The organism is Micromonospora sp. NPDC005206 (assembly GCF_040608175.1).
Taxonomy (GTDB): domain Bacteria; phylum Actinomycetota; class Actinomycetes; order Mycobacteriales; family Micromonosporaceae; genus Micromonospora.
Window position 1 is genome coordinate 1 of sequence record NZ_JBEXHU010000007.1, and the last position, 23,443, is coordinate 23,443.

18 protein-coding genes and 4 pseudogenes are annotated in these 23,443 nt (G+C 71.3%); 14 read left to right on the top strand and 8 right to left on the bottom strand.

From position 1 onward, the window contains the following. Positions 1–249: 249 nt before the first annotated feature. Positions 250–1,434 (bottom strand): helix-turn-helix domain-containing protein, encoded by a 1,185-nt coding sequence (locus ABZU69_RS11765; protein ID WP_354964343.1) that lies wholly within the window; start codon positions 1,432–1,434, stop codon positions 250–252. Here ABZU69_RS11765 and ABZU69_RS11770 point away from each other — a divergent pair. Then, positions 1,381–1,536: pseudogene (locus ABZU69_RS11770) on the top strand (alcohol dehydrogenase catalytic domain-containing protein); the annotation flags it as partial. The gene ABZU69_RS11765 and the pseudogene ABZU69_RS11770 sit on opposite strands and share 54 nt — an antisense overlap. 57 nt (positions 1,537–1,593) lie before the next feature. Here the strand turns inward: ABZU69_RS11770 and ABZU69_RS11775 are convergent. Next, entirely contained in the window at positions 1,594–1,833 is a 240-nt protein-coding gene (locus ABZU69_RS11775; RefSeq protein WP_354964638.1) for a hypothetical protein, read from the bottom strand. 12 nt (positions 1,834–1,845) lie between these two features. On the opposite strand from ABZU69_RS11775, the pseudogene ABZU69_RS11780 reads away from it, so the two are divergent. Together ABZU69_RS11780 and ABZU69_RS11785 are read left to right on the top strand one after the other, a co-directional pair. Continuing rightward, positions 1,846–2,256, top strand: a pseudogene (locus ABZU69_RS11780) (zinc-binding dehydrogenase); the annotation flags it as partial. 308 nt (positions 2,257–2,564) lie between these two features. Then, positions 2,565–3,713 (top strand): hypothetical protein, encoded by a 1,149-nt coding sequence (locus tag ABZU69_RS11785; protein WP_354964344.1) that lies wholly within the window; start codon positions 2,565–2,567, stop codon positions 3,711–3,713. 740 nt (positions 3,714–4,453) lie between these two features. Here ABZU69_RS11785 and ABZU69_RS11790 read toward each other — a convergent pair. Continuing rightward, positions 4,454–5,728 (bottom strand): annotated as a pseudogene (locus tag ABZU69_RS11790) (TGS domain-containing protein); the annotation flags it as partial. A 4-nt stretch (positions 5,729–5,732) separates the two neighbouring features. Between ABZU69_RS11790 and ABZU69_RS11795 the strand changes: the two are divergent. The 3 genes and pseudogenes from ABZU69_RS11795 to ABZU69_RS11805 all read left to right on the top strand — a co-directional run. Beyond that, positions 5,733–5,888: a DUF4244 domain-containing protein gene (locus ABZU69_RS11795; protein WP_354964345.1), complete on the top strand. Its 156-nt coding sequence runs from the start codon at positions 5,733–5,735 to the stop codon at positions 5,886–5,888. Positions 5,889–6,013: 125 nt separating this feature from the next. Beyond that, a complete protein-coding gene (locus ABZU69_RS11800) occupies positions 6,014–6,331 on the top strand; it encodes a TadE family type IV pilus minor pilin (protein ID WP_354964621.1) in 318 nt (105 codons plus the stop codon). 284 nt (positions 6,332–6,615) lie between these two features. Continuing rightward, a pseudogene (locus tag ABZU69_RS11805) lies at positions 6,616–6,954 on the top strand (Rv3654c family TadE-like protein); the annotation flags it as partial. A 176-nt stretch (positions 6,955–7,130) separates the two neighbouring features. Here the strand turns inward: ABZU69_RS11805 and ABZU69_RS11810 are convergent. The 3 genes from ABZU69_RS11810 to ABZU69_RS11820 all read right to left on the bottom strand — a co-directional run bounded on the left by ABZU69_RS11810 (position 7,131) and on the right by ABZU69_RS11820 (position 10,498). Continuing rightward, positions 7,131–7,709 (bottom strand): hypothetical protein, encoded by a 579-nt coding sequence (locus ABZU69_RS11810; RefSeq protein ID WP_354964346.1) that lies wholly within the window; start codon positions 7,707–7,709, stop codon positions 7,131–7,133. Positions 7,710–7,818: 109 nt separating this feature from the next. Continuing rightward, positions 7,819–8,022, bottom strand: coding sequence for a hypothetical protein (locus tag ABZU69_RS11815; protein ID WP_354964347.1), 204 nt, complete (start codon positions 8,020–8,022; stop codon positions 7,819–7,821). A 97-nt stretch (positions 8,023–8,119) separates the two neighbouring features. Further along, positions 8,120–10,498: a DEAD/DEAH box helicase gene (locus tag ABZU69_RS11820; RefSeq protein ID WP_354964348.1), complete on the bottom strand. Its 2,379-nt coding sequence runs from the start codon at positions 10,496–10,498 to the stop codon at positions 8,120–8,122. 140 nt (positions 10,499–10,638) lie between these two features. Between ABZU69_RS11820 and ABZU69_RS11825 the strand changes: the two genes are divergently transcribed. The 7 genes from ABZU69_RS11825 to ABZU69_RS11855 all read left to right on the top strand — a co-directional run bounded on the left by ABZU69_RS11825 (position 10,639) and on the right by ABZU69_RS11855 (position 20,003). After that, complete coding sequence (locus ABZU69_RS11825) at positions 10,639–10,995, top strand: STAS domain-containing protein (RefSeq protein ID WP_354964349.1); 357 nt, start codon at positions 10,639–10,641, stop codon at positions 10,993–10,995. Further along, the gene (locus tag ABZU69_RS11830; RefSeq protein ID WP_354964350.1) at positions 10,992–11,429 is read left to right on the top strand and encodes an ATP-binding protein; all 438 of its coding nucleotides are present in this window, start codon (positions 10,992–10,994) and stop codon (positions 11,427–11,429) included. Before ABZU69_RS11825 ends, ABZU69_RS11830 begins: the two co-directional genes overlap by 4 nt. Before the next feature lie 327 nt (positions 11,430–11,756). Next, the gene (locus tag ABZU69_RS11835) at positions 11,757–14,105 is read left to right on the top strand and encodes a sodium-translocating pyrophosphatase (protein ID WP_354964351.1); all 2,349 of its coding nucleotides are present in this window, start codon (positions 11,757–11,759) and stop codon (positions 14,103–14,105) included. A 116-nt stretch (positions 14,106–14,221) separates the two neighbouring features. Next, on the top strand, positions 14,222–14,764 hold the full coding sequence (locus ABZU69_RS11840; RefSeq protein ID WP_354964352.1) for a hypothetical protein: 543 nt from the start codon (positions 14,222–14,224) through the stop codon (positions 14,762–14,764). Beyond that, a complete protein-coding gene (locus ABZU69_RS11845; RefSeq protein ID WP_354964353.1) occupies positions 14,755–15,504 on the top strand; it encodes a hypothetical protein in 750 nt (249 codons plus the stop codon). The genes ABZU69_RS11840 and ABZU69_RS11845 overlap by 10 nt, the downstream gene beginning before the upstream one ends. A gap of 372 nt (positions 15,505–15,876) precedes the next feature. After that, positions 15,877–18,696 (top strand): type I DNA topoisomerase, encoded by a 2,820-nt coding sequence (topA, locus tag ABZU69_RS11850; RefSeq protein WP_354964354.1) that lies wholly within the window; start codon positions 15,877–15,879, stop codon positions 18,694–18,696. Positions 18,697–18,776: 80 nt separating this feature from the next. Beyond that, complete coding sequence (locus ABZU69_RS11855) at positions 18,777–20,003, top strand: CapA family protein (RefSeq protein ID WP_354964355.1); 1,227 nt, start codon at positions 18,777–18,779, stop codon at positions 20,001–20,003. Here the strand turns inward: ABZU69_RS11855 and ABZU69_RS11860 are convergent. Further along, positions 19,979–21,322 carry a D-arabinono-1,4-lactone oxidase gene (locus ABZU69_RS11860; protein ID WP_354964356.1) on the bottom strand — a complete coding sequence of 448 codons (1,344 nt, stop codon included), beginning with the start codon at positions 21,320–21,322 and terminating at the stop codon, positions 19,979–19,981. The two genes, ABZU69_RS11855 and ABZU69_RS11860, sit on opposite strands and share 25 nt — an antisense overlap. 226 nt (positions 21,323–21,548) lie before the next feature. On the opposite strand from ABZU69_RS11860, the gene ABZU69_RS11865 reads away from it, so the two are divergent. After that, entirely contained in the window at positions 21,549–22,154 is a 606-nt protein-coding gene (locus tag ABZU69_RS11865; RefSeq protein ID WP_354964622.1) for a TetR/AcrR family transcriptional regulator, read from the top strand. 41 nt (positions 22,155–22,195) lie between these two features. Here the strand turns inward: ABZU69_RS11865 and ABZU69_RS11870 are convergent, their stop codons facing one another. Next, entirely contained in the window at positions 22,196–23,404 is a 1,209-nt protein-coding gene (locus ABZU69_RS11870) for an amino acid deaminase/aldolase (RefSeq protein WP_354964357.1), read from the bottom strand. Between the last annotated feature and the right edge of the window lie 39 nt (positions 23,405–23,443).

A 23,443-nucleotide genomic window follows, 5' to 3' on the forward strand; every position in this document is an offset into this window, starting at 1 on the left:
GCGGCGCCGGTCTGCGCCAGCCAGGGCAGCAGGACCGCGCTGGCTGGGTCACAGGTGCCCTGATGACACGACTCTTGCCAGATGAAGTCCCAGGCAGGAGAGGTCGGGTCGGCCGCCGCAGAAGCTAGAACTTCCGAGGAAATCGTCACCCACGAAGCTTTGCACGTCTTTGCACGTCTCAAGATCGGACGCGCTGTTCTCGACACGACAGGGCGGTGCCGGACGCACGGTCAGCGGCAGAAGCGGACGTCACGACGCGCGGGCCGTCGACACCATGGTGCGGAAGGTCTGCCGGTACGCCGTCGGCGAGACCCCGATCGCGCCGGTCAGGTGCTGACGCAGCGACGCGGCGGTGCCGAAGCCGGCCTCGGCGGCGACCCGGTCGACCGGCAGGTCGGTGGTCTCCAGCAGACGGCGGGCGTGTTCGACCCGCTGCCGCGCGAGCCACTGCACTGGTGTCATGCCGACCTCGGCGCGGAAGCGGCGCGAGAACGTGCGTACGCTCATGCGGGCGTGCCGGGCCAGCTCGGCGAGGGTGATCGGCCGGTGCACCTGTCCGAGTGCCCACTGCCGGGTCTCGGACGTGGTCGTGGTCGCCGGCTCGGGCACCGGGCGGTCGATGAACTGCGCCTGGCCGCCCTCGCGCCACGGCGGCACGACGCACAGCCGTGCCACCCGGTTGGCGACGGCGCTGCCGTGGTCGCGGCGCACGAGGTGCAGACACAGGTCCACGCCGGACGCCACGCCGGCCGCGGTGAGCACCTGTCCGTCGTCGATGAACAGCACGTCGGCATCGACCTTCACATTCGGAAACGTACGCTGGAAATGCTCCGCATTGTTCCAGTGCGTGGTGGCAGGCCGGCCGTCAAGCAGCCCGGCGGCGGCCAGCACGTACGAGGCTGTGCAGATGGACACGATCCTCGCATCCGGCCGCAGCCGGCGCAGCGCCGCCGCGACCGGCTCAGGCAGCCAGTCCTGGTCGCCGATCGGATCGCACACGAAGGGCGGCAACACCAGTGTGTCGGCCGTGTCGATCACCTCAGGGCCGTGCTGGACGGCCACGGTGAAGTCCGCGCTGGTGGCGACTGGTTCGCCGTCGACGCTGCAGGTGACGACCTCGTACAGCGGCTCACCGTCGGGACCGACAGCGGTACCGAAGATGCGGACCGGAATGCTCAGCTCAAACGGGTACACGCCGTCGAGCGCCAAGACGACCACGCGATGCATGGCCAGATCCTTCCACATATTGGCGATCTGGCCACTCGAACCATCGAACGCCGCTCCGGCAGGGTGGATCGCACACACCGAAGATGAACAGAAAGGCATGCGATGCGTGCGATCGAACAGGACCGGTTCGGCGGCCCCGAGGTCCTCAAGCTGATGGAGGTCGACCGCCCCGAGCCCGGCCCGGCGGAGGTACTCGTCCGGGTCCACGCGGTCGGGGTCAACCCGACCGACCTCTGGCACCGCGCAACCGGCGGCCTGCTCGGCCGACCGGTGCGGCTGGGCTGGGACCTGTCCGGCGTGGTCGAGGCCGTCGGTGTCGGCGCCGCGCTGTTCCGGCCCGGTGACGAGGTCTTCGGCATGCCACTGCTACCGCGGGCGGCCGGCACCTACGCAGAGTACGTCACGGCACCGTCGCGGCACCTCGCTCGCAAGCCCGCCGGGCTGTCCCACGTCGAGGCGGCCGGTCTGGGGCTCGCCGGGCTCACCGCGTGGCAGGCCCTGGTCGATGTCGCCGACGTCCAGCCGGGCCAGCGCGTACTGGTTCACGCGGCCGCGGGCGGCGTCGGCCACCTCGCCGTGCAGATCGCCAAGGCGCGCGGCGCACACGTGATCGGCACCGCGAGCGCCGCCAAGCACGCGTTCGTCCGTGGGTTAGGTGCCGACGAGGTCATCGACTACACGACGACGGACTTCGCCGAGCGCCTCCACGACCTCGACGTGGTCATGGACTCGATCGGCGGCGAGTACGGGCCGCGCTCGCTGCGGACCCTGCGCCCGGGCGGCATCCTGGTCGCCCTCGCCTCGCCGGCCGAGACGTACCTGGAGGAGGAGGCAGCCCGGCAGGGCAAACGCGCCCGATTCATGATCGTCGAGCCGGACGCTGCCGGGCTCACGTCCCTCGCCAACCTGGTCGGCACGGGGCAGCTCCGCGTCGAGGTGGACACAGTACTGCCCCTCGAACAGGTCGCCAAGGCCCACGAGATCGGCCAAACCGGCCGTACCAAAGGAAAAATTATCCTGACACTCTGACCTCCTGCGTCAATCCTGGCGGCAACCCGACTGGACGCGGCCGCAGCGGCGCCGTCGCACCGCGTCGTCCACCACACATGAGTGCTCACCTCGCCGCAGATCTCGCCGCAGATACTGATGGGACTAGCCGAACGCAACGTCGACGTCTGGCGATGCCCTGGCCGGCTCGACGCTGGCGACCCAGCCAGTGAACCGCCGCGGCACGGCCGGATCAGGCGCCCGGGCCGAGTGCATTTCGCCACCACCCGAGCCAGCCGGCTCGGGGCCAGCTGTCCGGCGCCATCGATGATGATGGTCAAGATCAAGACTTGGAGCGGGGTCCGCAGCAGGTGTTGCAGCGCCTCGTCGTCCGCGGCCTTCTGCAGGCGTGTGAGCACTCTTTCGATGCGATCGAGGTCCGTGCGGAGGCGGACCTTCGTCGCAAGCTCGCCGTAGCGGACGGCCTCGGCGAGTTCGAGGAAGTCCAGGTCGATCCGCTCGAAGTGCGCGGGCGCGATGTTCTCGGTGTAACCGACCGGGCGAGTGGTGAGGACAACCAGCACGTCGCATTTGTCGGCCTCAGCGATGTTGACGAACTCGGTGACTCGCTCGATCAGGCGCTTGCGCACAGCCGGTTCGGTGACTTCGTCCAAGCCGTCCAGGACGAGCAGCCAGGGCCACCTCTGCATCCAGGTTCTCAGCGCCCACGGCTTCACCTCTCCCATGTCGGAGCGGCGCGAAACCTTGTGGGCGATCCACCGCAGCAGAGTCGAGTCGTCGCTGAGCCCTCCTTCCTGGGCGTACAAGGCCAGGTCGATGCGCATCGGCCAGCGGCGGTTCTTCGGCAGCTCACGGCCGAAGCGCTTCAGGGCTGCCGCGGTGCCCTTGATGACGTCGCGGTGCCCGTCGCTGAGGTCTTCGGCGCGTTCGAGCATGGCCGCGCGGAACACCTGGACGAGGAACTTGGAGATCGTCGTCTTGCCGTTGCCGGGCGCGCCGGTGACGATCATGTGCCGGGGCGCCTCCTGGGTGGTGACGCCGGGAGCGAGGACATGTTCGGCGCGGTCGAGCACGTACTTCACTACGCTCGTACGCCGCGTGCCGGCGGCGAAGGTGATGGGCAGGTCGATGGCGACGTCGTGGACGGGGATCCCCTGGCCGTCACCGCTGCCCGCCTCGTCGAAGTAGATGAAACCCTCGCCCATGAGCGTGGTCTTGGCGTGCTCCCGGAGCCCTTCTTCGAGGTCCTTCAGCGGTATGGTGTCGGTGAACTGTGCCAACGCGGCGAAGACGTCGCCGGCGGTGAGGAACCCCGGAAACGCGTTGCGGATGCCCGGGTGCACCTTGAGCAAGGCCTGGATCTGGTTGCCATCCCAGATACGCACCTTCTTGATGCGCTTCAGCCTGGCCAGGCGCGCCCTCCGCTCCTCTGCGGCTTCGGGGTCGACCTCCCGAGTTTTGTCGGCAAGGCGCTCTAGGTAGCTCTTGATGTTGTCGTTGAGAAGATCATGGCCGCCGACCTGGGGGAACGGCGTGAGCATCACGTTCGTGATGATGATCAGGAAGTCGGGAACCGGATTGCGATCTCCGTAGGGGTTGGCCCAGTCATCGAGCTCGCCGCGGACCTGCCCCCACAGCCAGGCCGCGTTCTCCTGGTGGTTGGCGGAGGGGGTCGCCCGGTGCTTCACCTGCAGGACGGTGTATCCCTCCCACACCTCGGCAGGCTGATCCTCCGTCGGCTTCCAGATGAGCGAACCCCGGTGGTACAGGTCCCGCCCGCCGTCCCGGCCCGCGCCCATCACCTGGACACCTGGCCCGAAGAAAGCGACCGCTAGGCTGGCCGCAAGGTCTTGGAAGCCTGTTGGACCTAACTGCTCCAAGTTGTCGCTCAACGTCACACCTTCTCGGCCACCCTGTCATGCGGGGCGAGCCGCCACGGCCCCGGAGGACAGCCTACGCGGGCGGGTCGCCAGGCCAGGTGGCCGGCGTCATGCCAGGCGATCCTGCACCTCGCGATTGGCGAGAGTCGCCCCGCGACCGCAGGCCTGCTACGACTCGCCGAAATAGCCCTCCTCCTCGCCGAGCAGCAGCGGCACGTCGTACACCGACATGTCCGGCCGGGCCCTTGGTGGCGGGCGGTATTCGCTACGTCCCTATTCGCCCCAGTCCTACGATCCCCCGACGGCGTAGCCCCGTAGTCCGGCACCGGTCAGCCTAACTATGCGGTTGTTCGGTAGGCGTCGAAGACGCCGTCGATCCTGCGGACCGCGGCCAGCAGGTGCCCCAGGTGCTTTGGGTCGGCGATCTCAAAGCTGAATCGGCTCACTGCCACCCGGTCGCGGGTGATGGTGACGGTGGCGGAGAGGACATTGACCTGCTCGTCGAACAGCACCCGCGCGGTATCGACAAGTAGCCCGCGCCGGTCGAGGGCCTCGACCTGAATCGCCACCACGAAGTTTGACGAGGAGGTGAGTTTCCAGGTCACCTCGCGAAGCCGCTCGGGCTGGGCCTTGAGGTCCTCGGCGTTGGGGCAGTTGTCCCGGTGCACGCTGACCCCGCCGGACCGGGTGACGAAGCCGAAGACCGAATCCGGCGGAACGGGGGTGCAGCAGCGGGCCAGCTTGATCCAGACGTCGCTGACCCCGCGGACCACGACACCCGGGTCGTGACTGGAGGCCCGGTTGCGCGGCGGCTCGGTGGCGACGGTGGTCTCGGCGATGTCCTCCGCCGCGCCCTCCTCGCCGCCGTAGGTGGTCATCAGCTTCTGCACCACCGACTGCGCCGAGACCTGGTTGTCGCCGACCGCCGCGTAGAGCGAGGCCACGTCGGCTAGGTGCAGGTCCCGGGCGATCGACATCAGCGCGTCGGAGGTGAGCATCCGTTGCAGGGGCATGCCCTGCTTGCGCATGGCCTTGACGATTCCGTCCTTGCCGGCCTCGATCGCCTCCTCGCGGCGCTCCTTGTTGAAGTACTGCCGGATCTTGGTGCGGGCACGTGGGCTCTTGACGAAGCCGAGCCAGTCCTGGGTCGGGCCGGCCGTGTCGGACTTCGAGGTGACGATCTGGATCACGTCGCCGTTGGAGAGCGTGGATTCCAGGGGCACCAGCTTGCCGTTGACCCGCGTCCCGATGCATTTGTGCCCGACTTCGGTGTGCACCGCGTAGGCGAAGTCCACCGGCGTCGACCCGGTCGGCAGGGGGATGACGTCACCCTTCGGGGTGAAGACGTACACCTCCTGGCTGGACAGGTCGAAGCGCAGCGCGTCCAGGAACTCGCTCGGGTCGGCCGCCTCGCGCTGCCAGTCCAGCAGTTGCCGCAGCCAGGTCATCTCGTCGATGTGCGCCGGCGGGCCGACGATCTGGGTGCCCTTGTGCTCCTTGTACTTCCAGTGCGCGGCGATGCCGAACTCGGCGGTGCGGTGCATCGCGTACGTGCGGATCTGCATCTCCACCGGCTTGCCGGTGGGCCCGATGACCGTCGTGTGCAACGACTGGTTCATGGCCCGCCTGCACGGCGACGCCGGGATGAACACCGCCGAGTACGCCGTCGGCACTCTCGCCGCCGTCGCCTTCGCGGGGATCCTGTTGAAGGTGTTGACCTCCGGCAACGTCCAGTCGGCGTTGACCGCCGTGATCGACCGGGCGCTCAAGTGATCGGGCGCCGGCAGACCGGCCGCTGTCGGGGGTCCGGCACCACCGGGTGGGCGGCCGGCGGCGGACGGAGATTCCGCTTCGTCGACCGGGCAGCCGGTGGGGACCGGGGGTCCTTCACCGCCGAACTGGCGGCCGGCCTGCCGGCGCTGCTCCTGCTCCTGCTCACCGGCCTGGCCGCGGTCAACGCGGTCAGCACCCGGGCGAGTTGCCTGCACGCGGCCCGGGAGGCGGCGCTGGCCGCCGCCCGGGGCGCGGACGGCAGTGCCGGCGGCCTGCGCGCGGCGCCGCCGGGGGCGGAGGTGTCGGTGTCGGTCGACGGCGACCGGGCGCAGGCGACGGTCCGGGCGCCCGTACGCGCGTTGGGCGGTCGCCTCCCGCGGATCACCGTGGTCGCTACCGCCGTCGCGGCCGTGGAACCCGGGGCCACCGAGGGCAGCCGATGAACCAATGCCCAGGCATGCCGAAGCAGCAGACCGGGCCGGGCCGGGCGCACCTCCGCCATGAACGACCGCACCCCGAGCGACCGCACCCCGAGCGACCGCACACCGAGCCACCGGAAACCGAGCGACCGCACACCGAGCCACCGGAAACCGAATGTCCGCACCGGGAGAGGCTCGACGCCGAGCGGACGGAGACTGCATGCCCGCCCGGGGACAGGCCCGACGCGGAGCGGACGGAGACTGCATACCCGCCCGGGCACACGCCCGATGCGGAGCGGACGGAGGCTGAGCGAGGCGGGGCAACCGTGCTCCTGCTCGCGATGGGTCTGGTGTTCGTGCTGGTGGGGACATTCGGCGCCGCCGTCGCCGCGGCCGGAATGGCGGCGCAACGGGCGGCGGTGGCGGCCGACCTGGGTGCGCTGGCCGGGGCGGCCAGGGCGCTCGACGGCGACGCGGCGGCGTGTGCGTCCGCTGCGGACATCGCTGGTCGCAACGGTGGCCGGCTGGTCGACTGTCGTACCGACGGGCTGGATGTGCTGGTGACCGTCCAGGTGGCGATCACGCCGCTGCCCGGCCTGACCCGGGTAGTGGCGTCAACGGCCCGCGCGGGCCCGGTGCGCGGTTGAACGATGCGCGGCCCGCACCCATCGACGGCATCAGCCGCGATGCGTCTACGACATCAGGTCCAGAGGCGCCGCAGAACAGCAGGCGGCCCGACAGCCGGCTGGCCGGGACGTGGGCCGACGGGCCCGTGTCCCGGCCAGCGGGCGAGAAGATGGGTGGCTCGGTGAGCCGGGGTGGGTCAGCGGGACTGGAGCGCGTCGAGAGCGACGGCCATGGCGATGACCAGGCGGCGGTCGATCTGCGGGTTCTGTACCTCGACGATGTACTTGTCGCGCAGGCCCCACTTCTTCACGACCGAGAAGACGGGCTGGCCGCCGGCGGTGAAGTCGAAGTGGTACGGCAGCCAGGACAGCGAGTCGACGAACCGGCGCAGCAGCGCCACCGGCATGCTGCGCTCCTGGCCCGTCACCTGCGGCAGGCCGTTCTGCTCGACGTGCCAGGTGGAACGGAGCAGCGACTGGGCGAAGTCCTTGCGGAACAGGCCGATCGGGTTGCCGGCCGCGTCGGTCACGTCGTACGTGGCGCCCAGGTCGAGGCGCTGGCGGGCCTTGAAGCCGAGCAGGGGCTGCTGCTTGGAGTCGTCGGTGTAGATCGTCACCTGCTCCTTGAAGGCGAGCCGCTTCTGCTGCGCGAAGGCCAGCAGTTCACCCTCGGTGCCGTCCGGCGAGACCGCCCGGACCTCGTACTGGTTGACCATCATCCGCAGCCGCTGGCGGATGTGGAACTGCTGCAGGGTCTGCAAGTTGTCGAGCTGCATCTGGTCTCCTCAGGGGGATTGTGCGCCGGAGTCTCGCACAGCCCGGCGACCGCCGCCGGCCCGCGTCCCGGCGCTCCCACCCGTGACCGTGCGGCCGTCCCTGCAGAGGTCAGCGGCCGTCGACGGTGACGCGCAGCGCCCAGCCGTTGAGAACCTGGTGGATGCCCTGCAGCCGCTCGTTGATCTGCTCCAGCCGTTCTGCCTGGGCCAGGGCGGCCAGTGCGGATCCGAGCGCGATCTGCTGGTCGAGGGTGAGTTTCTCCTGGTCGATGGTGTAGAGCAGGTCGACGGTCTCGGCGATGGTGTCGGCCACGGCTCCTCCTTGGGCACGGGACGGGCAGAAAAGGCAGGCATCGATGGAAGCGCTCCCATCATTGTGCCCCGTCCGGCTCGGGATCATGCAAGGTGGTTCAGGCGGGCAGGTTCGCCAGCACCACGTCGAGCACCCGGATCGCGTCCGGCTTGGAGAGCGGGTTGTTGCCGTTGCCGCACTTCGGCGACTGCACGCAGGACGGGCAACCCGTCTCGCAGCCGCACTCCGCGATCGCGTCCCGGGTGGCCCGCAGCCACGCCGACGCTGTCCCGTACGCCCGCTCGGCGAAGCCCGCACCGCCGGGGTGTCCGTCGTAGACGAAGACGGTCGGCGCCTCGGTGTCCGGGTGCACCGCCGTGGAGAGCCCGCCGATGTCCCACCGGTCGCAGGTGGCCATCAGCGGCAGCAGGCCGATCGCGGCGTGCTCGGCGGCGTGCAGCGCACCCGGCACGTCCGGGGCCTGCACACCGGCTGCGGCCAGTGACTGCGGCGACAGGGTGAACCAGACCGCCACCGTGCGCAGCTCCCGGGTGGGCAGGTCGAGCGGCCGGGTGTCGATCACCTCACCGGTGGCGATCCGGCGTCGCTGGTACGACACCACCTGGCTGGTCACGTCCACCTCGCCGAGGAACATGCCGACCGGCCCGGCGTCCACGTAGGAGCGCACCGACACCACGGACAGGTCGGTGACGTCCCGGGCGTGAGTGGACCAGTCCGGCTCCTCCACGTGCACCAGCGCGCAGCCGTCGGCGAGGTCGAGGTCGTCCACCACGTACGAGACGCCCTGGTGCAGGTAGACCGCGCCGGGGTGGAGCAGGAAGTGCGAGGAGCCGCCGTCGACCGTGCCCAGCAGCCGGCCGGTGGCCGACTCCACCACGCAGACCGGGGCGCCGCCCTGGCCGCGCAGGTCCACCTCGGGGCGCTCCCGGTGCCGCCAGTACCAGCCGGTGGGCCGTTGCCGCAGCGCCCCGGCCGTCACCAGCTCGTCGATCGCCTCCTTCGCCCCGTCACCGAAGAGTGTCAGGTCGGCCGGGGTCAGCGGGGCCTCGGCCGCGGCGCAGGCGAGCTGCGGGGCCAGCACGTACGGGTTGGCCGGGTCGAGCACCGTCGCCTCCACCGGCGCACCGAAGATCGCCTCCGGGTGGTGGACCAGATAGGTGTCCAGTGGATCGTCCCGGGCCACCAGCACAGCCAGGGCCTCCTGCCCGGAGCGCCCGGCGCGGCCGGCCTGCTGCCAGAGCGACGCCCGGGTGCCCGGATACCCGCAGATCAGCACCGCGTCCAGGCCGATCAGGTCCACGCCCAGTTCGAGCGCGTTGGTGGAGGCCAGGCCCAGCAGGTCACCGTGCAGCAGCGCCCGCTCCAACTCACGCCGCTCCTCACGCAGGTAGCCACCCCGGTAGGCGGCCACCCGCTTGCCGAGCCCCGGCACCGCCTCGTCCAACGACCGGCGCGCACTGGCGGCCACCACTTCGGCGCCCTTGCGGGACCGGACGAACGCGAGCGTGCGTACCCCCTCGGCGACCGTGTCGGCGAGCAGGTCCGCGGTCTCCCGCAGCGCCGACCGGCGGACCTGGATGAGGTCCGGCACGTCGTCGTGCCCGCCCGCCGCCTGGGCGGGCGCCGGGGACGAGGTCGCCGACGAGTCGGGTGGCAGCAGCGGCGGCTCCCAGAGTGCGAAGGTCACCCCGCCGCGCGGCGAGGCGTCCTCGGTGACCGCCGTCACCGGCAGGCCGGTCAGCCGTCCGGCCGCGGTCGCCGGGTCGCCGGAGGTCGCCGAGGCGAGCACGAACACCGGGGTGGCCCCGAACCGGGCGCACTGCCGGCGCAGCCGGCGCAGCACGTGCGCGACGTGCGAGCCGAACACCCCCCGGTAGGTGTGGCACTCGTCGATCACCACGTACGCCAGCCGGCGCAGGAAGCCCGACCACTGGGCGTGCCCGGGCAGGATGCCGTGGTGCAGCATGTCCGGGTTGGTCAGCACGAACCGGGAGTGCCGGCGAATCCACTCCCGCTCGGCGCGCGGAGTGTCCCCGTCGTAGCAGGCCGGGCGTACGCCCTCCAGTTCCAGCCCGGCCACGGCCCGCAGCTGGTCGGCGGCGAGCGCCTTGGTCGGCGCCAGGTACAGCACGGTGGCCCGGGGGTCGGCGAGCAGCGTGGCCAGCGATGGGAGCTGGTACGCCAGGGACTTGCCGGACGCGGTGCCGGTGGCGACCACGACGTGGCCGCCGTCGTACGCCAGGGTGGCCGCCTCGGCCTGGTGCCGCCAGGGCGCGACCACGCCGCGGCGGGCGAACGCCTCGCGCAGCTCCACGGGCGCCCACGGCGGCCACGGTGCGGGCACTCCGGCGCGGGCCGGCACCCGTTCGACGTGGGTGACCGGGTCACCGGCGCTTCGGGCGCGCAGCCGGCGCAGCAGGTCGACCGGCGATGGCTCGGGGCCGGGATCTGCGGATACGGTGGCTGCGGACGACACGCCCTGCACTCTCGCACTGGTGTTCGGAGATGAAAAGTCGGGCCGGGGGGTAAGGGGGAGCTTCCGTTGGTGACCGCAGGGTGGCCCAGCGGTAGTGGTTAGATGCCCAGGAGAGTTTACGGCTCTGGCGAGGAGGACCGATGGAGCTGTCGCTGGCGACCCGCACCGTGGGCGAGCACACGGTGCTCGAGGTCGGCGGTGAGGTGGACGTCTACACCGCGCCCCGGCTCCGCGAACGGCTCCTCGAACTGATCGACGGCGGCGCCCGGCACGTGGTGGTCGACCTCGGTCGGGTGGACTTCCTCGACTCGACCGGGCTGGGCGTGCTGGTCGGCGCGCTCAAGCGGCTCCGCACGGCCGGTGGCTCGTTCGCCCTGGTCTGCGACAAGGAGCCGCTGCTCAAGATCTTCCGGATCACCGCGCTGGACCAGGTGTTCCCGCTGTACCCCTCGGTCGACGCGGCGGTAGGCGCGGAACCGACCGGTGCCAGCGCGTGATGGCGACAGTCAAGCTCTCCTTCTCCCCGGCGCCGGTGCACGTACGTACCGCCCGGCTGGTCGGTGTCGCCGTCGCCCGGCGCGCGGGGGTCCGCGAGGATCTGCTGGACGAGGTGCGCCTGGCCATCGGCGAGGCGTGCACCCGGGCGGTGGCCCTGCACCGCCAGTACGGCCTGGCCGACCCGGTGCTGGTGGAGATGTCGGACGCCGGGTCGTACGCGGTGCGGGTGGTGGACCGGGCGCCGATCGAGGCCGGCATCGGGCTGGCCGCGCTGCCGCCGGACGAGCTGGCCAACGAGTCGCTCACCGATGAGGCGCTGACCACCGGAGTTGGTTTCGCCCTGCTCGCCGGCTTCGTCGAGGACCTTCAGGTGCGTCCGGTCGACGATGGCGTCGGCACCGAGGTGCGGATGGTGTGGCCGGTCGGCCGCTGACCCGTTCGTTCTGTTCTGTTCCATACAGGCCGCATCCCCGCCGGGGTGCGGCCTTTTTGCCATGGGCCGGGCCCTATATCAGATTTCGTTTCATAACACAGCGACGAAGATCATCGAGACATGGTGCCACCTCGGTGTGACCTCCAACACTCCGGAGGGCTACAGTACCCGGGTTGTCAGCAAGTGATCCATCCCGCAGCCAGCGGGAATGGGTGGTCATCGCTGGTCCGCTGGGGTGGGTTGGCGCGCGCTTGCGAGTCCGCGTTCAGGCGCCGGTCGGTGCGTCTCCACTCACCGGCGCGAGTGTTCGGTAACAGGAGGACACAGATGTCCGAGACCTTGGCCGCCGACGCCGGCGGGCTGTCCCTAACCGGAAGCAATGTCACGTACGTCGTCATCGCCGCGGTAATCGCGCTGGTGGCGCTCGTCTTCGCCGCCGCCCTGACAAAGGCGGTGCTGGCAGCCGGCAAGGGCACCACCAACATGCAGGAGATCTCGGGGGCGGTCCAGGAGGGCGCTTCCGCCTACCTGCTCCGCCAATTCCGCACTCTGGCGATCTTCGTTGTCATCGCCGTGGTGCTGCTCTTCCTGCTGCCGGTGCACGACACCGACGGCAGCGAGACCGCCGTGAAGTTCGGCCGCTCGCTCTTCTTCGTGGTGGGCGCCCTGTTCAGCGCGTCCATCGGTGGTGCCGGCATGTGGCTGGCCACCCGCGCCAACCTGCGCGTGGCCGCCGCCGCCCGGGAGCGAGAGGGTGGCCGCGAGGCGGCCATGAAGATCGCCTTCCGCACCGGCGGCGTGGTGGGCTTCCTCACCGTCGGTCTCGGCCTGTTCGGCGCCGCGCTGGTCGTCCTGGTCTACCGGGGCGACGCACCGACCGTGCTGGAGGGCTTCGGCTTCGGCGCCGCGCTGCTCGCGATGTTCATGCGGGTCGGCGGCGGCATCTTCACCAAGGCGGCCGACGTCGGCGCCGACCTGGTCGGCAAGGTCGAGCAGGGCATCCCCGAGGACGACCCGCGCAACGCCGCCACCATCGCCGACAACGTGGGCGACAACGTCGGTGACTGCGCCGGCATGGCCGCCGACCTGTTCGAGTCGTACGCGGTGACGCTGGTCGCCGCGCTGATCCTCGGTCGGGCCGCGTTCGGCGAGGATGGCCTGGTCTTCCCGCTGATCATCTCCACCATCGGCGTGCTGGTCGCGATCGTCGGCGTCTTCATCACCCGGCTGCGCGCGTCCGATCGCAACGCCCTGACCGCGATCAACCGGGCGTTCTACCTCTCCGCGGTGCTCTCCGCGGTGCTGGTGGCGATCGCCGCCTACGCGTACCTCCCGGCGACCTTCGGCGAGTTCGACAGCGGGCTCACCGACGCGGGCGGCAACCCGCGGCTGGTGGCCATTGGCGCCGTGGTGATCGGCATCGTGCTGGCCGCCGCGATCCAGGCACTGACCGGCTACTTCACCGAGACCAACCGGCGCCCGGTGCAGGACATCGGCAAGAGCTCGCAGACCGGCGCGGCCACCGTGATCCTGGCCGGCATCAGCATCGGCCTGGAGTCGGCGGTCTACTCGGCGCTGCTGATCGGTGCCGGCGTCTTCGGCGCGTTCCTGCTCGGCGGCAGCTCCATCACCCTGTCGCTGTTCGCGGTGGCGCTGGCCGGCACCGGCCTGCTCACCACGGTCGGCGTGATCGTCGCCATGGACACCTTCGGGCCGATCTCCGACAACGCCCAGGGCATCGCCGAGATGTCCGGTGACATCGACGAGCACGGCGCCCGGACGCTCACCGAGCTGGACGCGGTCGGCAACACCACCAAGGCGATCACCAAGGGCATCGCGATCGCCACGGCGGTGCTCGCCGCGACCGCGCTGTTCGGCTCGTACACCGACTCGCTCCGCAGCGCGTACGCGACGGCTGGCGTGGGCGACGTCGGGACGGAGATCCTCAACTCGCTGAACGTGGCCAACCCGCGCAACCTGGTCGGCCTGATCATCGGTGCGGCGGTGGTGTTCCTCTTCTCCGGGCTGGCCATCAACGCGGTGTCCCGCTCGGCCGGTGCCGTGGTGATGGAGGTCCGCCGGCAGTTCCGTGAGCTGCCCGGCATCATGGACCGCACCCAGCGCCCGGAGTACGGCAAGGTCGTGGACATCTGCACCCGGGACGCGCAGCGCGAGCTGATGACCCCCGGCCTGCTCGCCATCCTGGCGCCGATCGCGGTCGGCTTCGGCCTCGGGCCCGGCGCGCTCGCGGCCTACCTGGCCGGGGCGATCGGGGCCGGCACGCTGATGGCGGTCTTCCTGGCCAACTCCGGTGGCGCCTGGGACAACGCCAAGAAGCTGGTGGAGGACGGCGCGTACGGGGGCAAGGGCTCCGAGGCGCACTCCGCGACCGTCATCGGCGACACCGTCGGTGACCCGTTCAAGGACACCGCCGGCCCGGCCATCAACCCGCTGCTCAAGGTGATGAACCTGGTCTCGCTGCTGATCGCGCCGGCCGTGGTGGCGTTCAGCATCGGCGACGACCGGAACACCCCCGTGCGGGTGGCCATCGCGGTGGTGGCCGCGCTGATCATCGTGGCGTCGGTGGTGTTCAGCAAGCGCAAGGGCATCGCGATGGACGACTCCGACACCGGTGCGGGCAGCACGGACCACCGGCCGGAGACGGTCAACGCCTGACCATCCTCGGCACCGGGTCCCCGGTCGGCGTGCCACGCCGGCCGGGGACCGTCGGTTCCTCCTCCGGGGCCGTCTGACCGGTGCCACGCCTGGGCGGAGGTCGTACGCTGCAACGCATGCGTACGTGCCAGGCGTCTGCCGCCGGAAAGCTCACGGTGGTCCTGGCCACGCTCGTCGTTGTCCTCGCCGGCTGCGGTGGCGGTCCCAGCCCACGGGCCTGGGCGGCGACGGTCTGCGGCGCGCTCACCCCGTGGCGCTCCGAGATCAGCAAGTTGACCAGCAGCACGGATGAGCAGATGACCGCGCAGACCACGCCGGCGCAGGCCAAGGAGAACCTGGTGCGGCTCTTCGGTGGGGCGGAGCAGGCCAGCGAGACCGCGCGCCGCAAGGTGGAGCAGGCCGGCATCCCGGAGACGGACAACGGTGAGGCCATCTCGGCCGGTTTCCGCAGTTCCCTGGGGAAGATGCGGGACGCCTACGGGCGGGCCCGCGACACCATCGACAAGTTGGGCACCGGCGAGCCGACCGTCTTCTACGACGGCGTGCGGGCCGCGGTGGACACCCTCAACAAGGAGTACGACGCCAGCGCGCTGGACACCAGCCGGCTCAACTCCGAGGAGCTGAAACAAGCCTTCGACGAGGTGCCGGAGTGTCGCTGAGCGGGCTCGGCGACACCGGAGCGGCGCAGCCGCCCCCGGCGCTGTTCCCGGCACCCGAGCCCGACCCGTCGGCTTCCGAGGCGACGCGACGGCGGAGCGGGCCGACCCGGCACGGGTCGAGCGGGCCGTCCTCCGGGCCGGCGCAGACCGACGACGCGGGACATCAACTGGTCTTCTTCGGCGCGGAGGCGGCCGAACCGACGGTCGCTGACCTGGCCGGACTGCTCGCCGGGCCGGGCGAGATGGTGCGGATGGGCGGCACCGCCCGCCTCTCGGTGCACGTGGACGCCGCCTGGCGGGTGCACGTGCTGGTCGCGGAGCTGGCGCTGCGCGGGTTGGCGGCGAGCTGGGAGCCGACCGGGGACGCGCGACACGCCGTCCGTACCTCGTACACCCGGGTCCTGAAGCCGCTCGCGGTCGCGTGGCTGCACGGCCCGGCGAAACGTCCGCCGGCCACCTTGCACCTGACCGGCCGGCGGCTGCGGCTGTGGCTCGCCGCCGCCGGGACGCCGGAGCCACCCGACAGCTTCCTGCTACGGCTCGGCGCCGGTGACCAGGAGTGCTGGGACCCGGTCGGCACGGCGCTCGCCACCGCCGGGCTCGCCGGCACGTTGCTCGGCCCGGACGAGGGCGGCCCGGGGTACCGGATCACGGGCCGGCGCCGGTTGGGCCGGCTCGCCGAACTGGTCGGCGGGCCGCCGCGCGCGGCACCGGCCGACGCCTGGCCGACCCGACCCTGACCAGGGGACGAACCGGGTCATTCCCCTCAAGGCGGAGGTGGCGCCCGGGCGGCCGCGGCTGTCTGGTGCCGGACAGCCGGCGGGTTGATCCGGGCGGAAAACGGGCGGGTCGGACCTCGGCCGAGGGTCCGCCATCGTCACAGTGACCCGCTTCGAGCCCTACCCACGGTGTACGGTGGCGCCGTCCGGCAGTGCCGAGCGCGGTGGGGCGGAAGTGGACCGCCGCGCCGGAGCGGATTGCCGCCCGCGAAACCCGAAACGCGGACGGCGCGTTACGTTGGACATCCGGACCGCCGGTGCGACGGCGGGGTCGAGAGCGGTCGCTGTCCGGGGGCCGGCAGACCACGAGCAGGAGTGAGGTCGGGGAGAGACGTGCCGAGCAACGCTGGAACCACCCGTCTGGTCATCGTCGAGTCACCGGCGAAGGCCAAGACGATCTCGGGCTACCTCGGCCCGGGGTACGTCGTGGAGGCCAGCTTCGGTCACGTCCGCGACCTGCCACGCAACGCCGCCGACGTGCCGGCCAAGTACAAGGGTGAGGCGTGGGCCCGGCTCGGGGTGGACGTGGACAACGGCTTCCACGCGCTCTACGTCGTCTCCGCCGACCGCAAGCAGCAGATCAGCAAGCTGGTGAAGCTGGCCAAGGAGGTCGACGAGATCTTCCTGGCGACGGATGAGGACCGCGAGGGTGAGGCGATCGCCTGGCACCTGGTGGAGACGCTCAAGCCCAAGGTGCCGGTCAAGCGGATGGTCTTCCACGAGATCACCAAGCCGGCGATCCAGGCGGCGGTGGCCAACCCCCGCGAGATCGACCGCGACCTTGTCGACGCGCAGGAGGCCCGGCGGATCCTCGACCGGCTCTACGGCTACGAGGTATCTCCGGTGCTGTGGAAGAAGGTCATGCCGAAGCTCTCGGCCGGCCGGGTGCAGTCCGTGGCGACCCGGATCGTGGTCGAGCGGGAGCGGCAGCGGATGGCCTTCCGCACCGCTGAATACTGGGACATTCTGGCCACTCTCGCCGTGGCGAACGTCGGTGAGGGGCCGCGCGCGTTCAACGCCACCCTCATCGCGTTGAACGGCGACCGGATCGCCACCGGTAAGGATTTCGAGCCGACCACCGGTCGAGTGAAGCCCGGGGCCGGCGTCGTGCACCTGGACGAGGGCGGCGCCCGTGGGCTGGCGGCCCGGCTCGAGGGACGGCCGTTCACCGTCACCCGGGTCGAGGAGAAGCCCTACCGCCGCCGCCCGTACGCGCCGTTCATCACCTCGACGCTCCAGCAGGAGGCGGCCCGCAAGCTGCGCCTGTCGTCGCAGCAGACGATGCGCACCGCGCAGCGCCTGTACGAGAACGGCTACATCACCTATATGCGTACCGACTCGGTGAACCTGTCGGAGACCGCCATCTCGGCGGCCCGCCGGCAGATCGTCGAGCTGTACGGCGAGCGCAGCGTGCCGCCGGAGCCCCGCCGCTACACCGGCAAGGTGAAGAACGCGCAGGAGGCGCACGAGGCGATCCGCCCGGCGGGGGACAACTTCCGCACCCCGGGCGAGGTGGCCAAGGAGCTGTCCGCCGAGGAGTTCAAGCTCTACGAGCTGATCTGGCGCCGCACCATCGCCTCGCAGATGACCGACGCGGTCGGCTCCAGCGTCTCGGTGCGCATCCGCGCGGTCTCCACCTCCCAGGAGGAGGCCGACTTCGGCGCCACCGGCAAGACCATCACCGACCCGGGCTTCCTGCGCGCGTACGTCGAGTCGAGCGACGACGAGACCGCCGAGGCCGAGGACGCCGAGCGCCGCCTGCCCACCCTGGTCAAGGACCAGCCGCTGACCGCCGACGAACTCGCCGCGCAGGGCCACCACACCCAGCCGCCGTCGCGCTACACGGAGGCGTCGCTGGTCAAGGCACTGGAAGAGCTGGGCATCGGCCGGCCGTCCACGTACGCGTCGATCATGCAGACGATCCAGGACCGGGGGTACGTCACCAAGCGCGGCCAGGCGATGATCCCGACCTTCCTGGCCTTCGCGGTGATCGGCCTGATGGAGCGGCACTACCCGCGCCTCATCGACTACGACTTCACCGCCACGATGGAGAACGAGCTGGACGAGATCGCCGGCGGCGGCCACGCCGCCGTCGACTTCCTCACCGCGTTCTACTTCGGCGGCGCCAACGGTGCCGGCGACCAGGGCATCGCCCGCTCCGGCGGGCTCAAGAAGCTGGTCACCGAGAACCTCAGCGACATCGACGCACGCAGCGTCAACTCCATCCCGCTCTTCACCGACGACGACGGCCGGGAGGTCGTGGTCCGGGTGGGCCGGTACGGGCCGTACCTCCAGCGGGAGCTGCCCGGCGGCGAGCCGGCGGCACCGGCCGAGGGTGAGGAGGGTGGCACCCAGGGTGACCGGGCGACGATCCCCGAGGGGCTGGCCCCCGACGAGCTGACCCCGGAGAAGGTGCACGAGCTGTTCCTCGGTGGCAGCGGCGAGCGCAAGCTCGGCGACGACCCGGGCACCGGCGAGCCGATCGTGCTCAAGTCCGGCCGGTTCGGCCCGTACGTGTCCAGCGGCGAGCGGAAGTCCTCGCTGCTGCGCTCGCAGACGCCGGATTCGCTGACCCTTGAGGAGGCGCTCAAGCTGCTCAGCCTGCCCCGGCTGGTCGGCGTCGCGCCCGACGGGGTCGAGGTGTTCGCCAACAACGGCCGCTACGGCCCGTACGTCAAGCGGGGCGAGGAGTTCCGGTCGCTGGAGTCCGAGGAGCAGATGTTCACGGTCGGCCTGGACGAGGCGCTGGCGCTGCTGGCCGCCCCGAAGGCCCGTGGACGGCGGGCCGCGGCGCCGCCGCTGCGCGAGATGGGCGTCGACCCGCTGACCGAGAAGCCGATGGTGATCAAGGACGGCCGGTTCGGCCCGTACGTCACCGACGGGGAGTTCAACGCGTCGCTGCGGCGTGGGCAGACCCCGGAGGCGCTGACCATCGAGGAAGCCTCGGAGATGCTGGCCGAGAAGCGGGCCAAGGGTCCGGCGCCGAAGAAGAAGGCGGCGGCGAAGAAGGCTCCGGCGAAGAAGGCCACGGCGGCCAAGAAGACGGCCGCTGCCAGCAAGTCCACCGCCGCGAAGAAGACCACCACCGCCAAGGCGACCACTGCCAGGAAGGCGGCCCCGAAGAAGGCCGCCGCCAGGCCCGCCGAGGAGTGACGGTCACCGACCCCTGTCCCTAATGGATGAAATGTCCTATTTGGTACGAGGGTTTGGTGGAGGTTCCCTAACGTGAGGGGATGTTCGCCACCACTGCCACGCGTCGCCGTTTACTCGTCAGCGCGTCGGCGGGAGCGTTGCTGCTTGCCGTGGCCGCGGTCGGCTCCTGGGCGATGGATGCCGAGAGCTCCGCGCCGGCCGGGGCCACCGCGTCACAGGCTGCCCCGCAGACCGTCGCCCCGGGGTCGTCCACCGGGCCGACCCGGGATGCCGCCAATCGGCGGACCGTGCGACTCGTCGCCGCGGGTGACGTTCTGGTTCATCCCGCTGTGACCGACCAGGCGCGTCGGGACGGCGCCCGGGCCGGCCGCCTGGACTTCGCCCCGATGTTCGCCGGGATCGCCCCAGCCGTCGGCGGCGCCGACCTGGCGCTGTGCCACCTCGAAACGCCACTGGCCGATCCCGCCGGCCCGTTCGCCGGCTATCCGTCGTTCAACGCGCCCCCGCAGGTGCTCGAGGGGCTGCGCGGTGCCGGGTTCGACGGCTGCTCGACCGCCTCCAACCACACCCTCGACCAGGGCGCCGACGGGGTGGCCCGGACGGTCCGCGCGCTCGAAGTCGCCGGGCTGGGGCACACCGGCAGCGCCCGCAGCGCCGCCGAGGCGGCCACGCCCCGGATCTACCAGGTCGGCGACGTCCGCGTCGCCCACCTGGCGTACAGCCTGAACTTCAACGGGCTGAGCCGCCCCCCGGGCCAGCCGTGGCTGGCCAACCTGATCGATCCGCCAGAGATCCTCGCCGCCGCCCACGAGGCGCGCGCCGCCGGCGCCGACATCGTCGTGCTCAGCCTGCACTGGGGTACGGAGTACCAGCACCTGCCGGACGCCGACCAGCGGGCCTGGGCACAGCAGTTGATCTCTTCGCCCGACGTGGACCTCATCCTGGGCCACCACGCCCACGCGGTGCAGCCGTTCCAGCGCTTCGGCGACAAGTGGGTGGTCTTCGGCATGGGCAACGAACTGGCCCGGCACGCGGAGCCGATCGACGACAACCGCGAGGGTGTGATGGCGCGAGCGACCTTCACCGAGACCGCCCCGGGGCGCTGGACGGTGACCCGGATGGAGGCGCTGCCAACCTGGACCGACCTGGCACCGGCCCTCCGGCTGGTCGACCTGACCGCAGCGCTGGCCGACCCGGCCACCCCGCCGGGTCTGCGGGGCGACTACCGGGCGGCGTACCAGCGGGTGCTCGGCTACGTCCGGTCCCTCGGCGCCGGCCCGGATCAGGTGGTGGCGTCGGGCGGCTGAGCGCCGCCACAGAGGACGCGGTCGATGTGGGCGTTGGTGAAGACGCGGTCGGGGTCCAGGCGGTCGCGGACGGCCAGGAAGTCGGCGAAGCGCGGGTAGGCGGTGGCCAGCGAGGCGGCGTCGCGGTAGTGCAGCTTGCCCCAGTGCGGCCGGCCGCCCAGTCCGGCGGCCACCTCCTCGAAGGCCCGGAAGTACGGCTCGTACGGCATGCCGACGTACTGGTGCACGGCGATGTACGCGGAGTCTCGGCCGTAGCCGTGCGACAGCCAGATGTCGTCGGCGGCGGTGAACCGCACCTCCACCGGGAAGAGCACCTTGAACGGCAGCCCGTCCACGATCCGCTGGAGTGCCGCCAGCGCCTCGGGTAGCGCCTCGCGGGGGAGGCCGTACTCCATCTCCAGGAAGCGGACCCGGCGCGGGGTGCAGAACACCCGGTCGGAGCGGCCGGTGTACCGGCGTTCGGTGAGCGCGCGGGCGGAGACGGCGCTGATCCTCGGTGCCAGCGTCGGCACGGCCCGGCCGAGCCGGCAGGCGCCGGCGAAGACGGTGTTGGCCAGGAAGTCGTCGTCCAGCCAGCCGCGCCATCGGGGCAGCGGCCGGTCGTTGGCGGGTACCCGGTCGTTGGTCTTGACCTGGACCCGTTCGGTGTAGGGGAACCAGTAGAACTCGACGTGGTCGTGGCCGTCGATCAGTGCCGGCAGTTCGTCGAGCACGTCGGCCAGCGCGGCCGGGCGTTCGTGGGCGTGCAGCACGAAGGCGTCCACGCAGCGCAGGGTCACCTCGACGAGCACACCGAGCGCGCCGAGCGACACCCGCGCGGCGGCGAAGACGTCCGGGTTCTCGTCGGCGGAGCAGCGCAGCACCTCCCCGGTGCCGGTGACCAGGGTGATCGCCTCGACGAAGGTGGACAGGCAGCCAAAGCCGGCGCCGGTGCCGTGGGTGCCCGTGGAGATCGCCCCGGCGACCGTCTGCGCGTCGATGTCGCCGAGGTTGGGCAGGGCGAGGCGGTGTCGGGCGAGCAGGCCGTTGAGGGCGTGCAGGGTCATCCCTGCCGGTACGGTGACGAGCCTGTGCTCGAGGTCGACGCTGACCATGGTGTCGAGCTCGGACAGCTCCATCCGCCGGTCGTCGGCGAGCGCGATGGCGGTGAATGAGTGGCCGCTGCCGGCCACCCGGATCCGGCCGCCGGAGGCGGCGGCGGCCCGGACGGCCTCGGCGACGTCAGCCGGCGAGCCGGGGCGGAGGATTGCGCTGGCGCTGCCACGCTGGTTACCGGCCCAGTTGGACCAGCGGGCGGTGAGCGGTGCGGTGCCGACCATGCTCGCTCCTCGAAAATGAATATGAAGTGACTTCATATCAGGAACGTTGTAGCTGGTAAATACCGCAATTGCGGTCCGCTCGTTGTACCGGTAGTCACGGACTCGTGACGTGGAGATATGTTCATCCGTCGAAGGGGGGTGGCGCCGAGTGTCCACACCAGCCGCCACGACCGGGCCGCTGCGCCGCGTACCGGTGCAGGGTCGAAGTGTCGCGCGGGTACAGCGCATGTTGGACGCCTGCGCCGAACTCGTCGACGAGGTGGGGTACGAAGGGCTGACCACGACCGTGCTCGCCGAGCGCGCCGAGGTGGCGATCGGGTCGGTCTACCAGTTCTTCCCGGACAAGCGGGCGATCGTGCAGGCATTGACCCTGCGCACGATGGAGTCCTACCTCCAGCGGCTGGACGAGCGGTTCGCCTCGGACGAGATGACCCACTGGTGGGACGGCGTCGACGCGGGGATCGATGAGTACATCACGATGCACCGCACCGTCCCCGGCTTCCGTACCCTGCACTTCGGCGACGTGGTCGACCTGCACCTGCTCGATGAGCAGCGCGACAACAACGGCGTGATCGCCGACCAGTTGGCGCGGGTGCTCACCGAGCGTTTCGGGCTGACCGACGTCCCGAAGCTCCGCTTCGTCCTCGAGATCGCGGTGGAGGCGGCCGACGCGCTGATCAAGCTCGCGTTCCGCCGGAGGTCCGACGGCGACGAGCGGGTGCTGCTCGAGGCCAAGGCGCTGATCCGGGAGTACCTGCACCGCCAGGTCGACGGCCCGGAGAGCGCGCGGTCGACCGCCGAGCAGCAGGCCGCGGCCGCCCAGCCCGCCTGACCCGGCCCGCCGGGTGGGCGGACCGGGCAGCGGGGGTGGCGTCAGAGGAACGCCTGCCCCTCACCCCGGTAGGTGGGCACGGTCGCCACGATCGCGTCCCCGTCGACCAGGTGCAGCTCGTTGACCCGTTCGCACAGCTCACCGGCTTTGGCGTGTCGGAACCACACCCGGTCGCCGATGGCCAGGGTTGCCGCCGCCGCGCCGGCCAGCGGGGTCTGCACCTCACCGGCCCCCTCGGTGCCGACCAGCTTCAGGCCGGCCGGCAACCACGGTCGGGGCAGTCGGCTGTCGGCGGCCGGGCCGGAGGCGATCCAGCCGCCGCCGAGCACGGTCGCCAGCTCCGGCGTCGGCCGACGCACCACCGCGCAGGCGAAGAACGCCGCCGGGGTGGGCCGCCAGGCACGGTAGGCGTCGAACAGCGTCGGCCCGTACAGGCCCGATCCCGCGGTGACCTCGGTGACCGCGGGATCGGCGCTGGTCGCGGCCACGCTGCCGGTGCCGCCACCGTTGACGAACTCCAGGTCGGCGTGCTGACGGACCGCGGCCACCGCCGCGCTCCGGCGGGCCAGCAACTCGCGGTACGACCCGCGCTGGGCCAGCCGGATCGCGCCGGCCAGCAGCGCCTGCCCCGGCGGCGCGTCGCCCAGGCCGGCGATCTGCGCCTCGTACGACATGAGGCCGACCAGCCGGAAGCCGGCGCGGCCGGCGACGGTGGCGGCGAGCGCGCCGGCCGCTCGGGCGCTGTGCACCGGTGAGCGGCGGACGCCGACGTGCACCCGCCCGCGCAGCGGTCGCCAGGAGGCGTCCAGGTCAAGGCAGAGCCGCAGCTCGGCGCGCTGCCCGGGGGCTCGCACGGCGTCGATGAGATCGAGCTGCCCGCTGCCGTCGATCATCAGGGTGATCGCGGCGGCCAGCGCCGGGTCGGCTGCCACCTCGGCGAGCGCCGAGCGGTCCGCGCTGGGGTACGCGACCAGCACGTCGTCGCTCACCCCCGCCCGGACCAGCCAGATCGCCTCGGGCAGGGTGAACGCCATCACGCCCCGCCAACCGGGCCGGGCGAGCGCCCGGCTGATCAGCTCCCGGCTGCGGACCGACTTGCTAGCCAGTCGGACCGGTTTGCCGGCGGCGCGGTCGGCCAGGGCGGCCGAGTTGGCGTCGAAGGCGGTGAGATCCACCACCGCGTACGGCGGGTCGAGGTGGGCGGTCGCGCGATCCAGGCGCTCGCGAAGTTTGTCGCTTTCGATGGCCACGTGTGCACGCTAACTGTCTGACGGCAAATGCGAAACACC

Coding starts and splice junctions, on each gene's coding strand:
- ABZU69_RS11865 (WP_354964622.1), top strand. CDS start 21,549: ATGTTGGACGCCTGCGCCGAACTCGTCGACGAGGTGGGGTACGAAGGG.
- ABZU69_RS11825 (WP_354964349.1), top strand. CDS start 10,639: ATGGAGCTGTCGCTGGCGACCCGCACCGTGGGCGAGCACACGGTGCTC.
- ABZU69_RS11855 (WP_354964355.1), top strand. CDS start 18,777: ATGTTCGCCACCACTGCCACGCGTCGCCGTTTACTCGTCAGCGCGTCG.
- ABZU69_RS11795 (WP_354964345.1), top strand. CDS start 5,733: ATGGCCCGCCTGCACGGCGACGCCGGGATGAACACCGCCGAGTACGCC.
- ABZU69_RS11840 (WP_354964352.1), top strand. CDS start 14,222: ATGCGTACGTGCCAGGCGTCTGCCGCCGGAAAGCTCACGGTGGTCCTG.
- ABZU69_RS11860 (WP_354964356.1), bottom strand. CDS start 21,322: ATGGTCGGCACCGCACCGCTCACCGCCCGCTGGTCCAACTGGGCCGGT.
- ABZU69_RS11810 (WP_354964346.1), bottom strand. CDS start 7,709: ATGCAGCTCGACAACTTGCAGACCCTGCAGCAGTTCCACATCCGCCAG.
- ABZU69_RS11835 (WP_354964351.1), top strand. CDS start 11,757: ATGTCCGAGACCTTGGCCGCCGACGCCGGCGGGCTGTCCCTAACCGGA.